Raw genomic sequence first — 21988 nt, forward strand, 5'->3', positions numbered from 1 at the left:
TCAAGAAATGGGATCATTTAATCTTGTACTTTGTTTTCTTTTGACTTTTTTGTTGGTGCCACATACGGCTTTTGCTCAACAACCGGCCATCAAAAAGACTCAGAAAACATTTCAGCTGATGGAAAATGTAATTGGTAGCGCTAATTTCAATTACTACCTCAATGCCTCGGGTGATACGGTCTTACATGGTGGTTTTTCTTTTGTATCAGAGAATGTAGACTCCCTTGGACGCTTTATTCAAAGGCGTGTCAATGGTACATATCATGAGGGGAAAAAGGACAAAGTGTGGCAATATATCCACAATACCTTTGAGGTAAGCATCAACACTGTAAACGAACGTTTTCAAGTTCAAACTTCCCTCAATGGTACCACACAAAAGCTAGAAGCTAATTATGATATGGGAGAGGCCTCGGGTATGTGGAAACTAGAGGAGTTTATGGTAGATGATGGGAAACTTTCCAAACAGCTCAAAAACCTCCAAGTTAACTTTCAGGAGTCACGGTTAATCGGTCCATTTAGTTTTTTTGTTCACTCTCCGCCGAATTCTACCCAAATAAAAGGTCAATTTAATACAAGGCATTTTTTTGATGGGAAATGGGAACTGACTTATCGAAAGGACTCAATTGATTACCATGAAGAACGCTTATATGATGATGGATTTTTGATATCACTTGTTCAAAAAGATAACAGCAACGGAATAACTATTTTCGAAGTCTCATTTGATAGGGTCAAGCAAAAGTTGCAAGATGCCCGAGAAGGAAAAGAGGGTATAGATTTTAAAATTGGAAGTGATTTTTTTGATGTGTTTTTTGATGATGGATTTCCCTACTTCAGTAAAGAGGAAATCTCCCAAAAAAATGGTAATGAAATTTTAAATGACTTGTTTAGCTTAATTTCCAGCAATACACTTGTCATTGGATTGAAGCTTGAGGGTAGCCCAGAACTATTACCTGCAGCCACCAGAAGATTTGAATATACGCTTACCGCCAAAGAGAGAGAATTGCTTGATAAGGCTGAAAAATCTGTCAATCGCTACATTTCTGATCTAGAGAAATTTGTGAATAACACCAGTTTGGCATTGTACCGCCAGCGATCAGATTCTTTATCTTTTTCATTTCGCTATGCAGAAAGGATTCTTGGGAATCTTCAGATTGTTCGGGATAATTTAGACTTACTCCATAGCGATTACTTTAAATATCAAAGCAAGAGAACCTATTTCCGTCCAGGAGTAGAAGGATTATTGGCCTATGACACCGTCCGATATTCTTATGATGGTCAGCAACGCTCCAAAGTAATTCCCAATGAAGTGGATTTTTCAAATAGTGATTTGATTATCCAAAACCTGTTTACTTATGTAGAAAAAAAAGGAGCGATAATAGAAACCTTGGATCCATTTTTTAAATCCTCGATTATTGAAATTGAAGAGTTTTTGGTTTCCCAACAATTAGAGGAGGATATCTTGATGTATCTAAAAAGGGTAGAGGAAACGTACGATGTCAAACGAGGTATAGACGCTGTTGACAAGGATGGTGTGATTTTAACACGTTTTCATGTAGCAATGTATTCGAATTATGAACAAAAGCGTGATCTGCTCATGCAGGAATATACAAATCTTATAGATTTTGAGAAGAAACAGGCAGTCGGTCTGGAAATTTTAGAGCTGACCAAAGTGTATATCGATGCTTACGCTCCGGTGGGAGAGGTACGAAAAAAATTGCAGCAGTTGGATGAAGCATACACCCGCATGTCCTATAATCCTTATATGGATAGGCATGATATTAAGACAAGAATCAAAAGAAATATTTATTTCGCCGCTATTGACCACTTGTTGCCATCCTATCGAGAAAACATCATAGATGCAGAGAGTTACGAGGAAATTCCAAGACTTCTTACCGAAATGGATGCTGCTTTCCAACGACTGTTTGAATTAGCCAAATTACCTGATTCGGAAACGCAAGTAATCGAACGAAGACTACGAAGAGAATCAAATCCAAATAGAATCAAAAGAATCCTAGAATTATAATTCGGACTCAATGAATAGGAAAGTTTTACAAGTGTTGGTAATGCTCATTACCCTTGCCACGGTTCATCCGTTGTATAGTCAGATATTAGATGATGAGGCTTCGGTGATAAGACCGGATAGAAGAATGTTGGATCAACGGGTATATTATACCAAGTTCATTTTCTTTGATTACTTATCCGAATCAAAAACTTGGTTTTACTACTTCGATATAATTAACCGTAGGCAAAGTGGGTTGGGAAACAACAATATCTTTGAGCAGCCCCTCCGGACAAGTATCCGACCTTTTATAGCCTATCAGTTTGGAAGGTATACACGTGTCCATTTAAGCCCTGTTGCCTTATTTCTCAGTGATCCTCGTCAGGGACAGCCTTCGGATGTTGATCTGATTGGTGATAGGGAGTATGAATTGCGGACAACCTTTGAAATTACCCAAGATGCTTATATCAAAAAAGCAGGTAAAGAATGGATCAACCTGACACACCGTTGGAGGTTTGAAAGTAGGTGGAGAGGTGTGGACGAGCCATTTGGACCTGTTTGGAACTACCGAATGAGACAGCGTACCCGATTCAGAACTCCTTTAAACGGAAAGCATTTCTACGACAATAATGTGATTTATACAGTCAACTACCACGAGATCCATTTGGAGTTTGGTCCGCGGATGAATCTCAATCAATTTGCACAAAGTAGAAATTTTGTTGGTATCGGTTACCGATTTTGGGATTGGGCAAGGATTGATGTGGGATACCTGCATCAATACAACTTTAGAGGAGATGGTCGTACGATTGATTTGACAAGAGGTCCCATGTTTTACCTCTTCATCGATTACTTCTCGAAATTGAGAATCGGAAAGGATAATAAGGATAGACTTGAAAATCTGATTTATTAGCAGCATGAAAAAGAAAATCGCAAGAATTTGTATGCTTTTGTTTGGTATAGGAGTCTTAGGTTTTTCTTCCTGTACCAATATTTTGGATTTTGAAGAAATTGCCTCCTGCCCAACGCTCCGATCATTGGAGGTCAATCGGGTTTGGAATTCGGTTGATGGCCTGGTTCGGTTTGATAATGACCGTCAGGAGTTTTTCATAGTGGCCAGATTTCCAAATGATGAAAACCTGACGGTGTTACGAACCTGTAACTTGCCTGCTTCTTATTTAGAAGATCGGAAATTGATCCGTTTTTTCGGAAATGAATACATTCCCTTTTCTGAGGAATTGGTCATGGAAGAAACAGGTTCTGCCCGCATTGTACCCTTTGAAATAACTTGGATAGAGACCGTAAGAAGATAAACACGTATGAAAATAGCTATTGTAGTATTATTAGGTTTGATATCTTTTTTTGGGTTACAGGAAGCTACTGCCCAGTCTTTTGGAGCAAGGCTTGCACCCGGTTATAGAGTAGGAGGAAATGTCAATACACCTTCAGGTACAGTAATGCCTCGTGAGGATTTTGCCTTTCAAACCTCCCTTTTCTATAAACTTGGAAATGGATTGATGTTAGATGCTACCTATCTTTCCGGTCCAACGGATATTAAGTTCAAACCAACCAAATGGTCCAATTGGGAGCAATTAGCTGGGGCAAATATACGCTCATTTATGGCTGGGGTATTTTATGAAAACAGTGCAGGAAATGCAGCGATTTATCCTTTTGGAGGAATGCGGATAGGGAATATTGCTTTCAACTCTTTTGATCCCAATTTTGAATCCTTCAACCGTTTTGGATTTTCTGTGGAAGGTGGCGCAAAACTCCCGCTCAGTAAAAATTTCGGGATTTTTACGAATGTCAATATCCTATCGGCGGTTCAATTTAGAGAAGGAAAGGTTTTTGAGAACAGAACGAATGAGTTTGACTTCACAGCTAATCCTGGATTGATATTCTTTCAATTCCATTTGGGTTATGGTGTTTATTTCCAGTTTTATTAAACAGCCTTAATCCTCATCGTAAGGGGTAATCAACTCATATCTAGTGATCATTCTGCTCGAATTGATAAAAAATTTTACAGTCTTAGGGCCATCATACCTGGAACTACCATCTGCTTCAGTTGGGATCGATTTAGTACCGGTGGTTCCCGGTAATTTACCATCAAACCTATCATAAACCCATACGGTAAACATTCCTTCTTCTTCTATGCTGTCAGGATTTCCCCAGCGCGCCAAGAGCTCATTTTGATTAGCACCAACAAATTGACTAATTACTTTCTGATTGGAAATACAAGCAGTGTGTAAGCTTAAAATCAGTAAAATGGCACATTGTATAAGAAATCTTTTCATGTGTTTAGAGGTTAATCGTTTATTTTAAAACTGCTGATAAAATTACTAGCTAAATTAACAACTAAATTTCGAAAGCCTATTCCTGAATTAATCTGTATCTTATATAATTTAAATAGCTTTACTAGTTTTTGGTACTTGAGGTAATACTATTTTTATAAAATCATATTCTTTTTAAGTCGCTTCCGCTACCTTTACCTTGGACTTTTTCAACTTTTCTCCATTAAGTTTCTTAACTAAGCCAGTGGCTATTTTGCTCTTGACGGCGACATAACTGGCAAAGTCCATTATGGTAATCAAACCAATGTCGTTGTTACTAGCTCCTCCGATTTTAATCAGGAAACCTACAATATCTCCTTTACTAATTTTATCCTTTTTCCCAGCACTAAAATAGAGTAAAGAAAATCCGGTTGGTTTGGAAGCAATGGTTTCATCTATTACCACTTCCTCCATGCGTTTTTCATCCAAGTATTCTGGGAAATCTTCGTCTTCAGCCAAGATCAAGTAACCCTGTCCAGATGCATGCATGCGTGCGGTACGGCCATTTCTATGAATAAAGGCATCTTCTTTTGGTGGGACTTGGTAGTGCACAATATGCTTGATTTCTGGGATGTCCAATCCTCTGGAAGCCAAATCGGTAGCGATCAACAAATTCACCACCCCACTTCTGAATTTGATCAGATTCTTCTCCCGGTCCAACTGTTCCATGCCTCCGTGTAATACCGCATGTTCGTAGCCATGATCTCCCAACAACAAGCTGATGCGGTCAACCGCCTCCCGATGATTGCAAAACACAATGCTGGATTCCCCCTGAAAATGGGAAATCAGACGCATCAAATTCTGGATTTTTTCCTTGGTATTCGTGCGAACAAGCTTCAATTCCAGCTTGGATTCTTGTTGTTGCCGAAGAAAATCCACCACAGGGGGATTGTCAAAAGGAATAAACTCAGGCAAGCGGCCCATTTTTGTGGCTGAGGTGAGGAAATGGTTTTGAACACTGATGAGTTTTCTGAAGATGTCTCTCAATTGCTCGTGGAATCCGAGTTGGAGGGATTTGTCAAATTCATCCAACACCACCGTTTGGATAGCAGAAGTATCGAGGGAACCTTGATTGACATGGTCGGAAAGTCTGCCGGGGGTTCCAATAACCACCTCAGGTAATTCGCCCAAACTGTTTTTTTCCAATTTCATGGAATGTCCCCCATAGCAGGTACTCACCCGATAACCTGTTTTCAAGGATTTGAATACCTGTTCGATTTGAATGGCCAATTCACGTGAGGGAACAATTATAAGGGCCTGTGTACTTCGGGAAGTAGGATCAAGTTTGTAGACCAGAGGAAATAAAAATGCCAAAGTCTTCCCCGAACCTGTCGGTGCTAACAACATTAAATTGGGATCATTGGCAGCTGCATCAATAAATGCCCGTTGCATTTGATTTAATGTAGCTATACCGATGTTGTCTAAAAATTGTTGTTCCAATCTTTGTGCATCATTTTCCATGCTGCTAAAATACGGAGAATAAAATTGGAATATACAGCGTGAAGTAAAGTAGAAATAATGCTGATGCGGAATAATTGGGAAATTGATATTGATCGATATTGGCGGTGCGATATTGGAGGATAATTTTTTGGGGTAGTGAATTGAAATAAGGTTGAAATAAGGTGGAAATAAAATTGAAATAATTGGTTTGGACTGAAAAGGGACATTAGCCCTGAGATCTTAAATGGAGGGGTATTGGGATAGCAATTGCAGAATGTTTTCTTGTCCACAGATGGCACAGATTTCACGGAGGGATGATTTAGAAGATTTCCTTGGTAGCTGACATTAATGGATGGATAGATTTATGAAATTTGGTCGCAGGCTCCGGGATTAGGAAGGATTGATTTGTTGGGTTTGATGTAATTTTTTTGGGTAGCCTATCGAAATATGATTGTTAATTAAGACCTCGAAGAGGTCACATGTTTATAGCAAAGAGCAATTACAAGAGTAACCGGCCGACCCAGAATTGGGTCGAATTGGATACTAATAGGGTATTTTTGTATGAGCGCTGTCCGAGATTTGTAATCTCGGTCGGTAGATAAATGAGGATTTGTAATCCTCTAGGGCAATCTTTTTAAAACTTATGGATTATTTGGCTTGACAAGACGATTCACCCAAGGAGATTGCAAAGCTCCATTTATCTGTTTCCCGAAATTGCAAATTTCGAGAAGCGGGATTTCGAAAAGCAAACCTAACTCCGATAGGAGTTTAATCCCGCAGGGTATTAGCCCAGAGTATCAACTCGGGGTTAAAAGAGAATATCCCATCCACAATTCCCGACTCCGGTAGGAGTCGAATTAGGAGGGAGTAATGGTAGTTAAAAGACCTAATGCCTCTAAAACAACGCCGCACCTCCCATCTGTGTCAATCTGTGCCAATCCCTCAAAATCTGTGTCTAAAAAATTATCATCCCCAATAATTCAACTCCTGCCGGAGTTGGGATGATCAAAATAAATCTATTCACATAAACCCCGAGTTGTGACTCGGGGCTAATAACTTTCGGTAGTTGACTCCTGTCGGAGTTTTTCATCTTACAGGATTTTTTTACTGTTCGCTTCAATTACAATGCCGGGGCTTAAAAGCCACGGCTATTGATTGGTGTGTTCTGTCTTGACATTCGGAAAATTTCATTTCAAAAATTCAATTCCAATCGTGGGTTAAAACCCAAAAGCGACAGTTTTAATACTACCCACTGTTCATCCTTCATCCTTCATTCCTAATTCCACATTCCACATTCCAATCCCATTTCATCTCCAATGCCTGGGATTAAAATCCAAGGCTATTGATCGGTGGATTCCTTAAGAAATTACCTGAATTTTATTCCTAACTACTATTCTTAATCTTGGGCTAAAACCCAAAAGCGATAGTTTTAACACTACCCACATTCATCCTTCACCCTTCATTCCACATTCCTCATTCCAATCCCACTACCCACTGTTCATCCTTCATCCTTCACCCTTCATCCTTCATTCCAAATTCCTAATTCCACATTCCAATCCCACTGCTCACTCCTCCCTCTTCACTTTTATATCCTCCATCTCAATCTCAGACAGCAACTCCAATTCTCCTGCTTCGAATAAGGCTGCAAGGTCTTCGAGTGGGGTGTCTTTGATTTTGGGTTTGTAGTTTTCGTAGTCTAGAAGGATTAGCCCATTGACAGCATGTTCGCGGATGGCTTTGCGGAAGCGAACACCACCTTCGTTGGTGTGGAAGGAATAGGCTAGGTAGGCTAGTTTGAATGTGTCTGCATCAAACCAATACAAAAATTCATCCTCAAAATCTTCTCCACCGCCTTCTTCAGCGAAAGTTATTTTGACCAATTCATACAGGTTCCCTTCCAAAGTCACCTGCCCGAGATAGGTTTTTTGTACCGCCGCATCATTCAATCCATAGGGCAAAAAGGCAAAATACGCCACAGAATTGACCGAATTGGTAAATGCAGTGATTTGCTTTTGCTCCAAATTCACTACTTCTCCATTGACTGTTCGGGTGAAACCGGCATTATTGAGCACATCCTTGATACGGCCTGTGGAGTCTGTAAATTCCCGGGTATATTCGTAAGCCGATGGAGACTTGAAAATGCTGTAACTGCGCTCCCTGAAATCAAATGAAATAGTAGATTGCTCAAATAGCTCCCCTCCATGGGCAGCGATGGCCTTGTCAACAATGATCTGCGCAGGATTTTTTTCCTGACAGGACCATAGGATACCAAGCAAACAAATTAGAAGTATCGTATTTTTCATGGTTAGTCTAATTTTTGATAATTGGTGAATTCATAGGAGGCTCTCAGGTAAAGGATGTTTCCTAAACTATCCACCCGAAAAGACTCCCGTTTCATAGGAAAAGCAACCCCAAGCGATCGGTCCATTTCCAAATTGTAAACCAAGCTGTAATGGTCAGCTGTTTTAACTTTGTATGCTACAAGTTGATGGGTTTGTGGATGGAAATAATACCACCATACATCAGTTTTGGGGTCGTTGGGATCTCCGTCAATCACCTGGATAGATTCCATTTCCCGTCCATCGGGCAAGGTTACCAATCCCTCATAGCTCAGGTTTTTAGCTCCTTGGAGTAAAGCGAAAGGTTTGTCCATTACGTAGAATGCCGCATCAATTTCTCTTTTTTTACTCGCCAAAAAACCTTCATTCAGGATTTCATTGCTACCCATGTAGTAGCGGGTTTTCAGCCCGTCAAAACTCACCCGGTGCTCGATACTGTCTTTTTCCCAGTTCAAATTTGCTTCAAAATAGGGCTGTAATTTGAATTGTATGTGTTGGACTAGCATAGATTCCTCAGATCCATCTTCTTCGTAAAGCATGGTTTTTTTCACAAACTCAAACCCTCTCAACTCATCCCATCTGACCTGACTTCCATGGGCCTGAATAGCTTTTTCTAACAGAGCAATGGCTTGGTTTTCTGAAGATGAACAGGCGCTGATGATAGCAAGGCATATGATCAATACCCATGTTTGCAATTTTTTCATAGTGTAGTTATAGTCCTTGTTGGTTTGATGAAGAACTCCCAAGTGGCAAAAATAAGGAAGGGAAGGTACTGTACCAAAAGGATTACTGTGGACTCCTGCGCAGGGTCAGTAGCATAGGCAGAATAGGATAGGAAAATTACATACGTCCATAGTAAGGGACTATTCATCCGGGTAAGTAAACTACTACCAAACAAAGGAATGATATACCATGGGTGAATGGTCGTTTGCATAAGTAGGTAAATCACATAAGTAACGACAAAAGCAGTTGCTAAATCCATTGATTTAGGTTTTAACCAGGCAAATACCACTAGCCCCATGATTGCCAAGATGCTCAAAATAGGCCCCAAAGTACCGATGGGATTGTAGTCGAGCCAAAATGAACTGATAAATCTCAAAAAGTAGTAGATGGAGGCATTGAACTCAAAACTGCTTTGGTACAATCGAAAACTTTGGTAGAAATTGAAGAAAACTTCTTTCTGAAACAAAGGGAATAACACAAGGAAACTAAGGAAAGCAGCAGTTATCCAAAAGACTTTTTGTTTGATCGGGTGGTAGGCTCGTAACCATACTGCACCCAAGATTGCAGGGACTAATTTTATTCCAATGGCAAAGGTCCACAAACCTGCGCTAAGCATGGGTTTGGAGGTTTTATAAAACCATAAACTGCCCAAAAGTCCAAGCAATACCAATCCTTCAAAATGGAGATTGCCCGTGATTTCCAAGATTACCAGGGGATTGAGCCAGTATAATAGGAGTTTCCTTGCTTGCTGATTCCACAAGGGGAGGAGTTTCCAAAGCAAAAATGCAACCCCAATCTCCCCCAAAATCAAGGGAATCCGTAATAAAACCAAGTTCCAAAGTAGGGATTCTCCTCCCAATGCAGCCCAAGCAAAAAACGCTTGATGCAAGGGCGGATAAATAGAATAGTATGATACCGAATTCATTGCAGTTAGCAACTTGTGCAAGAATGGCACAGGTTCCCCAGAAATCAATTGTAACGCTTCCGTGGGAAGATAGGCATATGGATTAATTCCCTGTAAGAGAAGATGACCGTCAAATAGAAAGCGATAAAAATCATCCGAAAGGGTAGGTGTATGGGGGATCAAGGCTAATCGACAGAGCAAGCCAATAATCAACAGCCTGGTAAAACCAATTTCCGATGACTTCCAATAGGAATACAAAAACAACAGAAAAAGGGATGCAAAGCAAACCTGCAATGCAAGAGCTTCTGAACGCTGTAATCCATAGACCATGAACAGCAAAAGAACCAAGAAAAGAATTGGAATAAGCCAATTGACTAAAGCCTTCATCGCAATTGTAATTCCTGTCGCAGGTATTCGTCTTCTACTTTGTTAAGTTTCCAGTAATCGGTGGTTTTGATAGCCATGCGTTTAGCTGTCGTGACTTCCTGCTGACCATTTCCTCGGATGTTTACTTCCTCCCAGCCCATGATTTGATAGGGGAATGATTTTTCAAAATCTATCCTCAGTTCACGAAAGCCTTTGGCATAGACGACTTCCAGCTGGCTTCTTCGCTCGGAAATATCTTTGATGCTGATAAAGGCTTCCTCTGTGCTAAAGTCTCTGTGGCTCAAGCGTTGATAAAATAGTGAAGGAATGACTTTAGCAGAACCTAGTGGGATTTGATTAGGATTTATGCGCAATAAATTCCAAAGGTCATCTTCCATCAGTCCGTTCAAACTCAGTGATTGATCGCCTTCTTGCTCGAAGTACGAATACAACTTACCCTTGTAGCTATCTTTTCCGGAATAATTGAATTGGGTAAAGGTTTGTCCACACCATTCTTGGACACTTGCTGTAAACTTGATTCCTTGAGACGCTTCTTTGGTCGGGGTGAATGTGGATAGCATCATATGATAGGGATAAATACCCGTGATGAAATCTCTTGTTTGATTCATTTTAATGACAGAGATTTTATCTTTCCCAGCCTCCTCAGGCTTGTCCAGTTTCACCTGTTTTTTTCTGGAAAAATCCTCTGTTACAAAAATCAAAACTGCTTGCCCATCCCTACTTTCTCCATATCGGTGTTGACTGAGCTGGAAGGAGGAGATTTCCGCTTTTCCTTGAAACCAGTAATTTCCCCATTCCTTGAAGTTTATTTCTGTCCGTTGTTTGGATGTGCACGAAGACCAAAGGAGGACGAGTAGGCATGCGTAAGCAGCGTATTTCATGTGTTTGTTTTTATTTCTGTATTACAAACCGAAGTGTTTCGATTTGATTTTCTTTCGTTAGTTGGAGTAAATATAAACCATTTGCAAGTTGACTTACGTCAATTGGGATAACTTTTCCTGATGTAGGGAAGCTTTGAATGCTTCGAAGCTGTGTCCCTTTAGCATCTATGATTTCAATGCTTTTTAAACTTGGATCAATAATTTTAGGGAAGGAAACCTGTATAAATCCTTGACTCGGATTAGGGTATAGGACTACTGCATCCTGACTTTCACGTCCTGCGAAAAGAATCACATCCACCCGTACTGTCGCTGTTGCACTACTGCTGTTTCCATTCACATCTCGCACAGTTAAGGTAACAGTATTATCTCCTGCATCCGCTCTTCCAAATTCAGTTTTGGAAATACTCATACTTTCGATCCCACAATTATCCGAGGAACCATCGTCAATATCCTCAGCGCTAAGTACACCGAGTCCTTCTTCATCCAGCATCAATGTAAATGCTTTGGTACGAACCACGGGGGCAATGTTGTCCACCACCGTCACCGAAACTGTAGTGCTTGCCTCATTTCCATTGACATCAATAGCGCGGAAGCTTACTTCATTTACACCTACATGAGAGCAGTCAAATGCAGTCTGCGAGAGCAATAGTTCACGGATGCCCACATTGTCTCTTGTACCATTATCAACTTGTGCAATTGTGAGGAAAGCTTGTCCTGATTGGTTTAGTTGAATAGTTGGGTTTTGGGTGCGTAGTACTGGCGGTTCCGTGTCTTTTTTTACTGAAATAAAATCATTTCTTTGAAAAGTAGAACTCCCTATTCCATTGATAGTTGTAAGTGTTACTTGATATTTACCTTCTTGAGAAAATGTAATAACTGGGTTTTGATTGGTGCTGGTTTCTGGGTTTCCTCCTACAAAATTCCATAACCAACTATCTGGGGACTGACTGCTTAGGTCAAAAAAATGAACTTCTTGCCCTTCGTAAATTTCAAGTTTATTTGCTCCAAAAAATGATTGTGGATTCTGTAGTGGTGCGGGTGCTGTCAAAGTGCTAATTCTATTATGGATTTGGTCCATACAAACTGCACAAAATCCCGGACCTAGAAATCTCATTTTACAATTATTATGAGGCCTAAACCAAGTTGGAGATTCTTCATGGGGATAAATCCCTACGCCTTCTGTATTCAAAAAGCTTCTCCATCGATTCGTGGCAGGATTACTATCTTTGGTCATATTGGCAGTTTCTCTTGCAAACTGATCTCCAGCCCAGTATTCATCGGATAAAAAAGTAAAAGCATGCCCTAACTCATGGATCATAATTTCCAAAGCTGATGAATGGGTTGAAAAGGTAGCAAAAGCACCACCTGCACCACCATAGCGTTGATCATTGACCATAATTACTCCAATGTCATAAAATGGAGCATTATTACTCAATACACTTACCACTCTGTTGATACGAGTAGGGTACAAAAGACGCTCTATTCCTGAGGTATTAAAAGAGCTTCCAAAAAAATTATCAATGGGTTGAGAGGGACTATCTGCCGCGCCGGATGCATTGGAGATAACTTTTATCGCATATACGTTAATGAGCTGGGCCCTCGATTTCCAAGGCTCCTGTGAAAACATGCCTTCGATGTTTCTCTGAACATCTTCCAAGAATTTTTCTTGTTCGCTTGCTGTATATCCATCTCCCATGATGATGAGGTTTACCATTTTATCAGGAGAACCGTTTGAGACGATGGTTTCCATAGGAAATAGTTGGCCTTGGACTTGCGCTACGCTGATAAAAAATAAAAGTACCATTAGTTGAAGTGTATAAGGTGTTTTCATTGGATTGGTGGTTTGGAAAAAGTTAAATGTTTAATGAGCTTCCATTCTTCCTCATCTTTTTTCTCCACACGCAGGGATTGAAAGCAATCGTCCCACTGCTGTCGGATGAAAAAGGTGGTTTCTTTCAGATCAATAGCCTCTGCGCTGATTTTTCCGGATTCTATATCATTGACATATTCTACCTTCTTGAGAAGAGGGTTGGATATAAGTTCTTGTTTACAAACTTGCCCATCACCGGAAAGCCAAGATAAGCGAAGGTCTCCATCATAGGAAAAAGCTGGCATGGACGGACTGCTTTTAAGGTACCCTACATTGATAAAGGCTTCACTCAAGTGAAAGGAATCTTGTTGGTTAATGTAAAAAGTAGCCATGAGAATTTCAGGCCCAGAGGTGGGTTCAGGAACTACCAAAGGTTCCTTAATTGCTTGCTGTGTAGGTTCACTGCTTTTACAAGAAAAGCAACTTGCTAGCAACAGGCAGTAAAGAGAAAAAAATAGTCGTTTCATTGTGTTGAGAATGCTTACTAACTTATAAAAAATATTGCAAATATCCTATGGATGGGTAGTTAGTTATGCGATTATCGGTATTTCCAGATAGTCCATAAAATTTTATAGCCCGCTCCAAAAACTCCTTTGACTGTACCGCTGACTTTGGAAACGCCAATCCTTTTACGGTAGTCAACAGGAATTTCTGTATAGCTAAGTCCTTGCTTTACAGCTTTGATCTGCATTTCTATAGTCCAGCCATAGTTTTGATCTACCATTTGGAGGCTTTTCAGTTTTTGCCATTTGATCGCTCTGAAGGGGCCTAGGTCTGAAAATGTTGAACTAAACCTCCAGCGCATTAAAGAAGTGGCTAACCAATTACCAAAGATTTGAGGAATAGTCATTGAACCTGATTCTCGATTGCCTTTTGCTCGAGACCCAAGTACGAAGTCCATGTTGTTTTCGATGATTGGTTTAATCAAGCTATTCATTTGCTCGGGATAATCACTGTAATCGCCATCCAAAAATACCAGAATATCAGGTTCTTTTTCAAGGCTTTGAAGGTAGTTCATACCTGTCAGGCAAGCTTTACCGTAACCCATGACAGGTTCATCCAACACTATAGCACCTGCTTCGGTGGCTACAGCTTTTGTTTGGTCCTTGGAATTGTTATTGACTACGATGATATGGCGAACGTAAGCAGGGATATCCTTGATTACATGTCCAATGGAGTCTTCTTCATTGAAAGCAGGAATCAATACATCCACAATAGGAAAATTAGAAGGTTCAGTCATTTCCTATTGTAGTTCTTCAATCTCTTCTTTGTATGCCTTTATGGAACGATAAATGGCTGATGCGAGATAAGCTTGATTGTCTTTGTTATTCATGAAGCTTTCTTCATTCCTATTGGAAATAAACCCTAACTCAACCAATACAGAAGGCATGGAGGTAGTCCATAATACATATAATGGTGCTTGCTTTACACCGCGACTTGTACGGTTTACTCTAGTAGAAAAATCATTTTCTATCTTGGAAGCTAGAGAAATACTTCCGCTCAAAAATGCTTTTTGGGTGAGGTTAAACATGATGTAGGATTCCGGCGAAGTAGGGTCAAAGCCTTCATAACTTTCTTCATAATTATCCTCCAATAAAATTACTGAGTTTTCACGTTTAACAATTTCAAAGTTTGCTTCAAAGTTTTTAGTACCCATCACAAATGTTTCGGTACCATAAGCGGCTCTATTGGTAGCAGCGTTACAATGAATGGAGACAAACAAGTCGGCCTTGTTACGATTGGCAATATTTGCACGCTCTCGCAACTCCACAAACACATCCGAATTTCTTGTGTAGATTACTTCTACACCGGGAAGATTTTGTTTCACATATTCCCCAACTTTTAAGGCTACAGCCAAGGCAATATCTTTTTCTTTGGACACAGCTCCCACAGCGCCAGGGTCTTTGCCTCCATGACCTGCATCGATGACTACTCGTTTTAATCGGTATTCTGGAGCCTTACTACCCGTAGGAGAAAAGCCCGCAAAAACTAAAGAGAGCGTAAAAATTGAAATTAGCAGAATATTTTTTACTTTGAAGCGTTCCATGCGTGGTAAACTATTAACTTTGCCAAGGCAAATTTTAGAAATTTTTAATCAAATCAAAATCTATCAGTGCAGAATAAGTGGCTTTGCTTGTTAGCGTTTCTGTTGTTGGCCTGGATTAGTCCAGCAGCATATGCGCAACAAAGGAATCAACGGGGGTTGGAAAGAAGGGTAGTTGCACCTGATACTGTGCTTAATCCCCAGACAATAGACCTTTCTCCCCTCGACTCATTAGACAAACTCGTCCAAGACACCATCCCTTCTGCCGACTCCACAAAAACAGTACCTAAAAGTGACATTCAAACTGTCATCAATTATTATGGAGAAGATAGTATCATCACAGATTTTGTAAATAACAAGTTAATCTTACATAAAGACGCATGGTTTGAATATGGAAATATTCGATTGGATGCTGATTTGATTATTGTGGACTGGGAGAAAAATGAAATTTTTGCCTCAGGAGTGGTTGATAGTTTAGGAAATATACAGGGAAATCCGATTTTCAAAGAAGGTGGTACTTCTTACGAAATCAGAAAGGAGATGCGCTATAACTTCAAAAGCCAAAAAGCTATCATCAAAGATGTGGTTACTGAACAGCAAGATGGGCTTTTGAGAGGACAAACTATCAAAAAGGATACGGATGGAAGTATTTATTTAGATAGGGGATATTACACCACCTGTAATTTGGCAGAGCCCCATTGGCATATTTCTGCCAATAAAATCAAATCTATCCGAGGTAAACAGGTGGTAACAGGGCCTTTTAACTTGCATTTTAATGGGATTCCAACCCCAGCAGGTCTCCCTTTTGGTATCATTCCCGATACTCCGGATGAAAAAGCGTCTGGAATTGTTTTCCCATCTTGGGGACAGGAACGTGCCCGTGGATTTTTCCTGAGAAACTTCGGGTACTATTTTGCTTTCAATGATTACATCCACACCAGAGTTACGGCCGATGTGTATTCCTTGGGAGGTTATGGGGCTAAGGCCGCTACTGTCTATAAAAAGCGTTATAAATATAATGGTGGATTCAATATAGACTATCAGGCTTTCCAAAGCCCGGAGACGGAATTGAATCCCATTGATTATAATACCATTTGGGTCAATTGGAATCACTCTCCGGAGTCAAGAGGGAATTCGAGATTCTCTGCATCTGTTAACGCAGGAACTTCAAACTACAATAACGTAGTAATCAATCCAGTTAGTTTTGCAGCTAATACCCGAGCTGAATTTTCATCGAATATTTCCTACAGTAAAACATTCCAAGGTACGCCTTTCAGTATGTCCGCGAATATGCGGCATTCTCAAAATATTCAGACAGACGAGGTCAATATTATCTTACCGGATATCGCGGTCAATATGAACCGTCAGAATCCTTTTCAGAATTCTCGAATTGAGCCGATCAAAACCTTGAATATTGCCTGGAACTTTAATCTTCAAAATAGTATCAATAACCGGATTACCCCACCTTTTGGTGTACAAAGTGCTGCCTTGATTCAGCAGGAAGAGCTAGAGCTGGGGTTAAATCAAAATCCGAATGTCATCCCATTCAATAGGGAAAATTTAGCACAACTCTTGAGGGAAGCAGATAATGGAGCTCGCCATACCATTCCGATTTCATCCAATTTCCGACTTTTAAAGCATTTTACAGGTACGGCCGCAGCCAATTATACAGAGCTTTGGTACCTCGAACGGATCAACTATTACTTTAACCCTGTGGAAAATAGGGTGGATAGGATCTTAGAAAATGGTTTCAATCGAGTAGGATTCTTTAATTCTTCGTTTTCTTTGAATACAAACATTTATGGCTTTTACACTCCCAAAAGAGGAAAAAAGATTGAGAGAATAAGGCATCATATGCAACCTACCTTTTCTTTCAATTACACCCCTGATTTCTCCAATCCCGCATTTGGCTTCTATCAGGAAGTTCAAGTAGATCAAGAAGGAAATACCCAGTTGTTTTCCAGACATCAAGGATTTATATTTTCAGGCGCGCCATTAGGGGAGTCTAGAGCTTTGGCAATCAATATCCGAAATGTACTGGAAGCCAAAATCAAACAAGACTCAGATGATGATAAAATTGAGACCAAAAAAATCCCACTTTTACAGTCTCTGAATTTTTCTACCTCTTATAACTTTGCAGCAGACTCCTTTCAGTTAGCACCGATTAACTTCAATACACGAACTTCCTTTTTTGATGACAAATTGTCTGTCAACTTCTCAGGTAATTTTGATATGTACGCTGAGCAGCGTATAACCAATCCTCAGACTGGTGCAACAACAGGAAGAAGAATTAATCAATTGGCTTTGAGTTCGGGACAAGGTTTGGGAAGTCTTCGAAACTTAACTTTAAATGTTAATGGAAATATAAATCCAACAGGTGGTGACCGCTCTCCTGGTGAACTAAGAGAAGATCTGACAAATGACTTTTTACAGCAGGGTGGAGTGATGAATGAGTTTGTAGAAAATGAGATCACCCGAATTGTCAATGACCCATCTATGTACATTGATTGGAGTATTCCGTGGAATTTAGGTTTTGGATATAACATCGCTTACAATCGTCAGCCAGGTAGAGATGCAAATGTTACTTCTGCATTAACATTCAATGGAGACGTTAGCTTGACTGAAAAGTGGAAGGTGAAGTTTAACGGTGGTTATGATTTTATGACCGCTCAAATCACACAAACGATGATAGGAATCTCTAGAAATTTGCATTGCTGGAGATTGGATATGAGCTGGATTCCATTTGGACGATTCACATCTTACAACATTGACATTCGAGTGAATGCCGCCATGTTGCAAGACCTGAAAGTGTCCAGAAGAAGAAGCTTCTTCGATTTTTAAATTCGGGACCTACTTAATGGCATGGTCATACATCGTGGTCCTCCCAATCCACGGGAGAGTTCCGACGAAGGAATTTCCAACACTTCAACCCCCATATTTCGTAGCGCTCGATTCGTATGGATGTTTCGGTTGTAAGAAATCACTCTTCGAGGTCCGATTGCAAACACATTTGCCCCATCAAACCATTGTTCCCGCATCGCATAATCTGGATTGCCATCTGCCGTAGAAAGAATTTCCAAGTGAGGAATTTCTCTTTCCAATATAGTCAATAAGGACTCCTTCAGTACCTGACGCTTGATATTGACCTTATCATCCTTGATGTCTTTTAACGTATATAAGGAAGTTTGTAAAACGGCGTTCATAGCATCTGGATAAGTCAGCACTAAGTTTTCATCCAAGATGGTAAATACGGTATCCAAGTGCATGTATTGTCTTTTTTGCGGAAGATGAACTTCGTACACACGCTCTACGGTTCCTTCTGCTAATAGGGCTTTGGCGACATGGTAGATGGCTTTTTCGTTGGTGCGCTCGGAGTTTCCGATGGCAACAGCTTTTTTGGACAATACGATTACATCACCACCTTCTATGCTTGGTGGATTATCATGCCCATTGATAGGATAGAGCCGGTTCACATGCTCCTTAAACTCTGGATGATTTTCGAAAATGGTACGCAAGAGATCTGCTTCCCGTTGACGGCCTTCTTTGTTCATACTCGAGAAAATTATTCCTCCCGGAGTTAAAGCCATAGGGTCCCGCTGAAAATACAAATTGGGACTTGGCGGGATGATAAATGCATAATCCATCAATTCTCCCGTTGGAGCATTCGGGATTTTTTTCTTAAGTTCGTGTACTTTGATCCCCGCCGTCAATACAGTTGTACATTCAGCTGTTGATAGCCTATCCAAGATATAGTCACAGAGATGAACCTGACCTGTTCGGGACAAAGCAGCTTTCATCAAACTCTCTAAAATTTCTTTATTTGAAAGAACTTGCATTAAGAGTTCCCGCAGTCTGAAAACTGTAGCCCCTGTAGATTGCTTGATCAGATCAGTGAAGTAATCATGCTCTTTTTGCATAGCCTCCAAATAGGGCACATCTTCAAAAAGCAAAAATTCTTTATTGTAAGGGGTCAATCGGTCAATTTCTTTACCAGGTCTGTGCATCAAGACAGCCTTCAAAGTACCAAATTCAGAGTTTAATCTAAGATTCATAGGTTGCTGTAAAAGTGAATTCGTTAAAATTACTGTAAAAATTTGATAGTTTGGTTTTGAAAATGACAATTTATGGGAAAATGTTTGTGGAAATTGAAAAAATTAGAAAGTACTAAGTACCAAGTACTAAGTACTAAGTACCAAGTACAATGTACCAAGAAGCAAGAGGCAAGAATCAAGACAGTCAGTTGAAGGATGAAGGATGAGGGAGGAAGGGTGAACAGATGAAATATGCTGACGCGATATAAGGTTGAAAAATGCCTGCGGCGAAATATCGGTGGCGTGTAGATAAGGAAATTATTCTTAAAAAAATGCCAAGTAATTTCAGGACGGGACAAGCTCGCAGAAAGCACAGAAATCGCAGAAGGGAGCGTTTAGATGCCAGACTTTCAAAATAAGTAACAGTCTGTCAATTCAAGTGATAATGGAGAAAAACCATTAAGGTATTAAGGGAATTAAGATTTAAATCTTTATTGTTTTTTTGCGAGGATGGGATGTCCTTAGTTTTGCGGCTTTGCGCTGTTGGCGTGAACTTTTCTCATAGAGACGAATAAGATATTAGCCGAGGGTTTCAACCCTCGGACCAAAGTCCCGCAGATGAACCCTAAGTCCCATCGGGACGGCCGACATAAATGCCCTAAGCTCATGTCTATCGTGTCTACAACTGATTTAAAAAACATTGATTTACACAAAAAAAATGGAGCGCAACTCAGCGCTCCATTTATATTCAATTTCGGCATAGGCTTTTCAGGACCTTTAACCGAGCTATAGATCCATTTTCTCCTTAACCGGCTAAAAAAAATCCATAGCTAGAATTTCGGCTAATTATATGGTTTTCAGCCCTTCCCTTCATTCCACATTCCACATTTCTGTGTTGTTCACTGCTCACTGTTAACTGTTCACTCTTCACTGCTCACTGTCAACTGCTCACTGCCCACTGCTCATTTCCCTACCAATGCCGGGGCTTAAAAGCCACGGCAATTGATTAGTGTGTCTCTTTATAAATGGTCTGAATTTCAGTTGATAACATTCAAATTACTAGTGGGTTAAAACCCACCGATGTGCGTTATTACTAACTGTCCACTAACAACTTATCACCTAATCACTAATCACTTAAATACACTATTCACTACCCACTGTTCACTGTCAATGGTTCACCCCTCGCTGGTTCCTAGAATCCCCTCATTCTAAATTCTGCCACTGCTCACTGTCAACTGCTCACTGTTTACTAGCCACTGGCTTCGGCTCCGCTCAGCCACCGTGGCAGCTCACTGTCAACTGCTCACTGCAACCAGCTTTCCACTTCTTCCTTCGTAGGATTAGCGACGTCTAGTTTAAGTTTTTTTCTGCGACCGCAAACGTCGTTGAAGAGTTTGTTAGGATCGTATTCTTTCAATTGCTCGATGGTGTGGATATTCATGTCACGGATAACAGGAACCAAGCCCGCAGGAATACCCAAGGCCATGAAGTCCTCATCAGAAGCAATTTTCACTTTCTTCTCTGGACGCATCTGAGGGAAGAACAATACCTCTTGAATGGTCGAGTTATTAGTCAATAACATAGTCAATCGGTCAATACCAATTCCCAAACCAGCAGTTGGTGGCATGCCGTATTCCAAGGCTCTTAAGAAATCATCGTCCATAGCCATGGCTTCATCATCCCCTCTGGCAGCCAATTTCAATTGGTCTTCAAAGCGCTCTCGTTGATCAATCGGATCGTTCAACTCAGAATAAGCATTGGCAATTTCTTTCCCGTTCACAAATAGCTCAAAACGCTCTACCAAGCCCTCTTTGTTTCTGTGTTTTTTGGCCAAAGGCGTCATTTCGATTGGATAATCGGTGATGTAGGTAGGCTGTACCAAATTGGCTTCTACTTTTTCTCCGAAGATCTCATCGATCAACTTGCCTTTGCCCATGCTGTTATCCACTTCGATGCCCATATCCGCACAAACTTGGCGAAGACCTGCTTCGTCCATTTCGCTCACATCCACCCCAGCATATTCCTTGATGGAGTCAAACATGGTCAGTCTTCTGTAAGGGCCTGCAAAGTCAATTTGCTTATCACCCACCGTAACTACCGTCTTTCCATGGATGGATTCAGTCACTTGTTCCAATAAGTTCTCCACCATCTCCATCATCCACACGTAGTCTTTGTAGGCCACATAGATTTCCATTGAAGTAAATTCCGGATTGTGGGTACGGTCCATGCCTTCATTACGGAACATTTTTCCAAATTCATACACTCCGTCAAATCCACCCACGATTAGCCTCTTTAGATATAATTCGTTGGCAATTCTCAAGTATAGAGGCATATCCAAGGTGTTGTGGTGTGTATTGAACGGTCTAGCCGCAGCACCACCATGTACTTGCTGAAGGATAGGAGTCTCCACTTCCAACCAACCACGATCATCAAAGAATTTACGCATGTTGGTGATGATTCTTGAGCGGGTCAGGAACACATTTTTGACTTCGGGATTAACCACTAAGTCCACATAACGCTGTCTGTAACGCAACTCAGGATCGGTAAATCCATCATACACGTTGCCATCGTCATCACGCTTTACCACAGGAAGTGGTTTTACAGCCTTAGAAAGTACTGTCAACTCCGTGACATGGAGCGAGATCTCACCTGTTTGCGTTGTGAAAATATAGCCTTTGACTCCGATGAAGTCTCCGATTCCCAGGAGCTTTTTGAAAACAGTATTGTAGAAGGTCTTGTCTTCTCCTGGGCAGATATCATCTCTGCGGATGTATATCTGAAGTCTTCCGGTAGCATCCTGAATTTCTGCAAAAGAGGCAGAACCCATGATTCGGCGGCTCATCAGGCGACCTGCGATGGAGATATTTTTATAATCGTTTTTTCTGCGTTCGTAATTTTGATGGATATCCTGTGCAGATACGTTGATGGGGAAAGACTCCGCTGGGTAGGGATTGATCCCTAGTTTCATCAACTCTTCTCTGTCTTTTCTACGTTCTAATTCCTGTTCGCTCAGTAATTGCATTTTCTGATTAATTAAGAAAAG

General features: G+C 40.6%; 17 protein-coding genes. 5 read left to right on the forward strand and 12 right to left on the reverse strand.

Translation table 11 applies throughout. From position 1 onward, the window contains the following. Positions 1–7: 7 nt before the first annotated feature. From IE080_RS02575 to IE080_RS02590, 4 genes are read left to right on the forward strand one after another with little or no spacing between them, the layout of a single operon-like run. Positions 8–2023, forward strand: a complete 2016-nt coding sequence (locus IE080_RS02575; protein WP_229800463.1) for a hypothetical protein — start codon at positions 8–10, stop codon at positions 2021–2023. A 10-nt stretch (positions 2024–2033) separates the two neighbouring features. Then, positions 2034–2909 (forward strand): DUF2490 domain-containing protein, encoded by an 876-nt coding sequence (locus IE080_RS02580; protein ID WP_189578875.1) that lies wholly within the window; start codon positions 2034–2036, stop codon positions 2907–2909. A gap of 4 nt (positions 2910–2913) precedes the next feature. After that, a complete protein-coding gene (locus tag IE080_RS02585; RefSeq protein WP_189578876.1) occupies positions 2914–3309 on the forward strand; it encodes a hypothetical protein in 396 nt (131 codons plus the stop codon). Between the two features lie 6 nt (positions 3310–3315). Further along, a complete protein-coding gene (locus tag IE080_RS02590; protein ID WP_189578877.1) occupies positions 3316–3942 on the forward strand; it encodes an outer membrane beta-barrel protein in 627 nt (208 codons plus the stop codon). Between the two features lie 6 nt (positions 3943–3948). On the opposite strand, the gene IE080_RS02595 is transcribed toward IE080_RS02590, so the two are convergent. The 10 genes from IE080_RS02595 to IE080_RS02640 all read right to left on the reverse strand — a co-directional run bounded on the left by IE080_RS02595 (position 3949) and on the right by IE080_RS02640 (position 14917). Next, entirely contained in the window at positions 3949–4290 is a 342-nt protein-coding gene (locus IE080_RS02595) for a hypothetical protein (RefSeq protein ID WP_189578878.1), read from the reverse strand. Positions 4291–4461: 171 nt separating this feature from the next. Next, on the reverse strand, positions 4462–5787 hold the full coding sequence (locus tag IE080_RS02600) for a DEAD/DEAH box helicase (protein WP_189578879.1): 1326 nt from the start codon (positions 5785–5787) through the stop codon (positions 4462–4464). Positions 5788–7331: 1544 nt separating this feature from the next. After that, positions 7332–8069: a DUF6503 family protein gene (locus tag IE080_RS02605; protein WP_189578880.1), complete on the reverse strand. Its 738-nt coding sequence runs from the start codon at positions 8067–8069 to the stop codon at positions 7332–7334. A 2-nt stretch (positions 8070–8071) separates the two neighbouring features. Beyond that, the gene (locus tag IE080_RS02610) at positions 8072–8809 is read right to left on the reverse strand and encodes a hypothetical protein (RefSeq protein WP_189578881.1); all 738 of its coding nucleotides are present in this window, start codon (positions 8807–8809) and stop codon (positions 8072–8074) included. Next, positions 8806–10119 (reverse strand): MptA/MptB family glycosyltransferase, encoded by a 1314-nt coding sequence (locus tag IE080_RS02615; protein ID WP_189578882.1) that lies wholly within the window; start codon positions 10117–10119, stop codon positions 8806–8808. The genes IE080_RS02610 and IE080_RS02615 overlap by 4 nt, the downstream gene beginning before the upstream one ends. Beyond that, a complete protein-coding gene (locus tag IE080_RS02620) occupies positions 10116–11000 on the reverse strand; it encodes a hypothetical protein (protein WP_189578883.1) in 885 nt (294 codons plus the stop codon). The genes IE080_RS02615 and IE080_RS02620 overlap by 4 nt, the downstream gene beginning before the upstream one ends. Positions 11001–11010: 10 nt before the next feature. Next, the gene (locus IE080_RS02625) at positions 11011–12831 is read right to left on the reverse strand and encodes a M64 family metallopeptidase (protein ID WP_189578884.1); all 1821 of its coding nucleotides are present in this window, start codon (positions 12829–12831) and stop codon (positions 11011–11013) included. After that, complete coding sequence (locus IE080_RS02630; protein WP_189578885.1) at positions 12828–13337, reverse strand: hypothetical protein; 510 nt, start codon at positions 13335–13337, stop codon at positions 12828–12830. Before IE080_RS02630 ends, IE080_RS02625 begins: the two co-directional genes overlap by 4 nt. Before the next feature lie 71 nt (positions 13338–13408). Further along, the gene (locus IE080_RS02635; RefSeq protein WP_189578886.1) at positions 13409–14110 is read right to left on the reverse strand and encodes a glycosyltransferase family 2 protein; all 702 of its coding nucleotides are present in this window, start codon (positions 14108–14110) and stop codon (positions 13409–13411) included. Positions 14111–14113: 3 nt separating this feature from the next. Further along, positions 14114–14917, reverse strand: coding sequence for an N-acetylmuramoyl-L-alanine amidase family protein (locus IE080_RS02640; RefSeq protein WP_189578887.1), 804 nt, complete (start codon positions 14915–14917; stop codon positions 14114–14116). A 66-nt stretch (positions 14918–14983) separates the two neighbouring features. On the opposite strand from IE080_RS02640, the gene IE080_RS02645 reads away from it, so the two are divergent. Next, positions 14984–17755, forward strand: coding sequence for a putative LPS assembly protein LptD (locus IE080_RS02645; RefSeq protein WP_229800464.1), 2772 nt, complete (start codon positions 14984–14986; stop codon positions 17753–17755). Here the strand turns inward: IE080_RS02645 and IE080_RS02650 are convergent. Together IE080_RS02650 and lysS are read right to left on the reverse strand one after the other, a co-directional pair. Then, the gene (locus tag IE080_RS02650) at positions 17752–18966 is read right to left on the reverse strand and encodes an arginine deiminase (RefSeq protein WP_189578888.1); all 1215 of its coding nucleotides are present in this window, start codon (positions 18964–18966) and stop codon (positions 17752–17754) included. The genes IE080_RS02645 and IE080_RS02650 overlap by 4 nt on opposite strands. 1282 nt (positions 18967–20248) lie before the next feature. Next, positions 20249–21967: a lysine--tRNA ligase gene (lysS, locus tag IE080_RS02655; protein ID WP_189578889.1), complete on the reverse strand. Its 1719-nt coding sequence runs from the start codon at positions 21965–21967 to the stop codon at positions 20249–20251. Positions 21968–21988 lie beyond the last annotated feature (21 nt).

This window comes from Mongoliitalea lutea (assembly GCF_014652135.1).
Classification (GTDB): domain Bacteria; phylum Bacteroidota; class Bacteroidia; order Cytophagales; family Cyclobacteriaceae; genus Mongoliitalea; species Mongoliitalea lutea.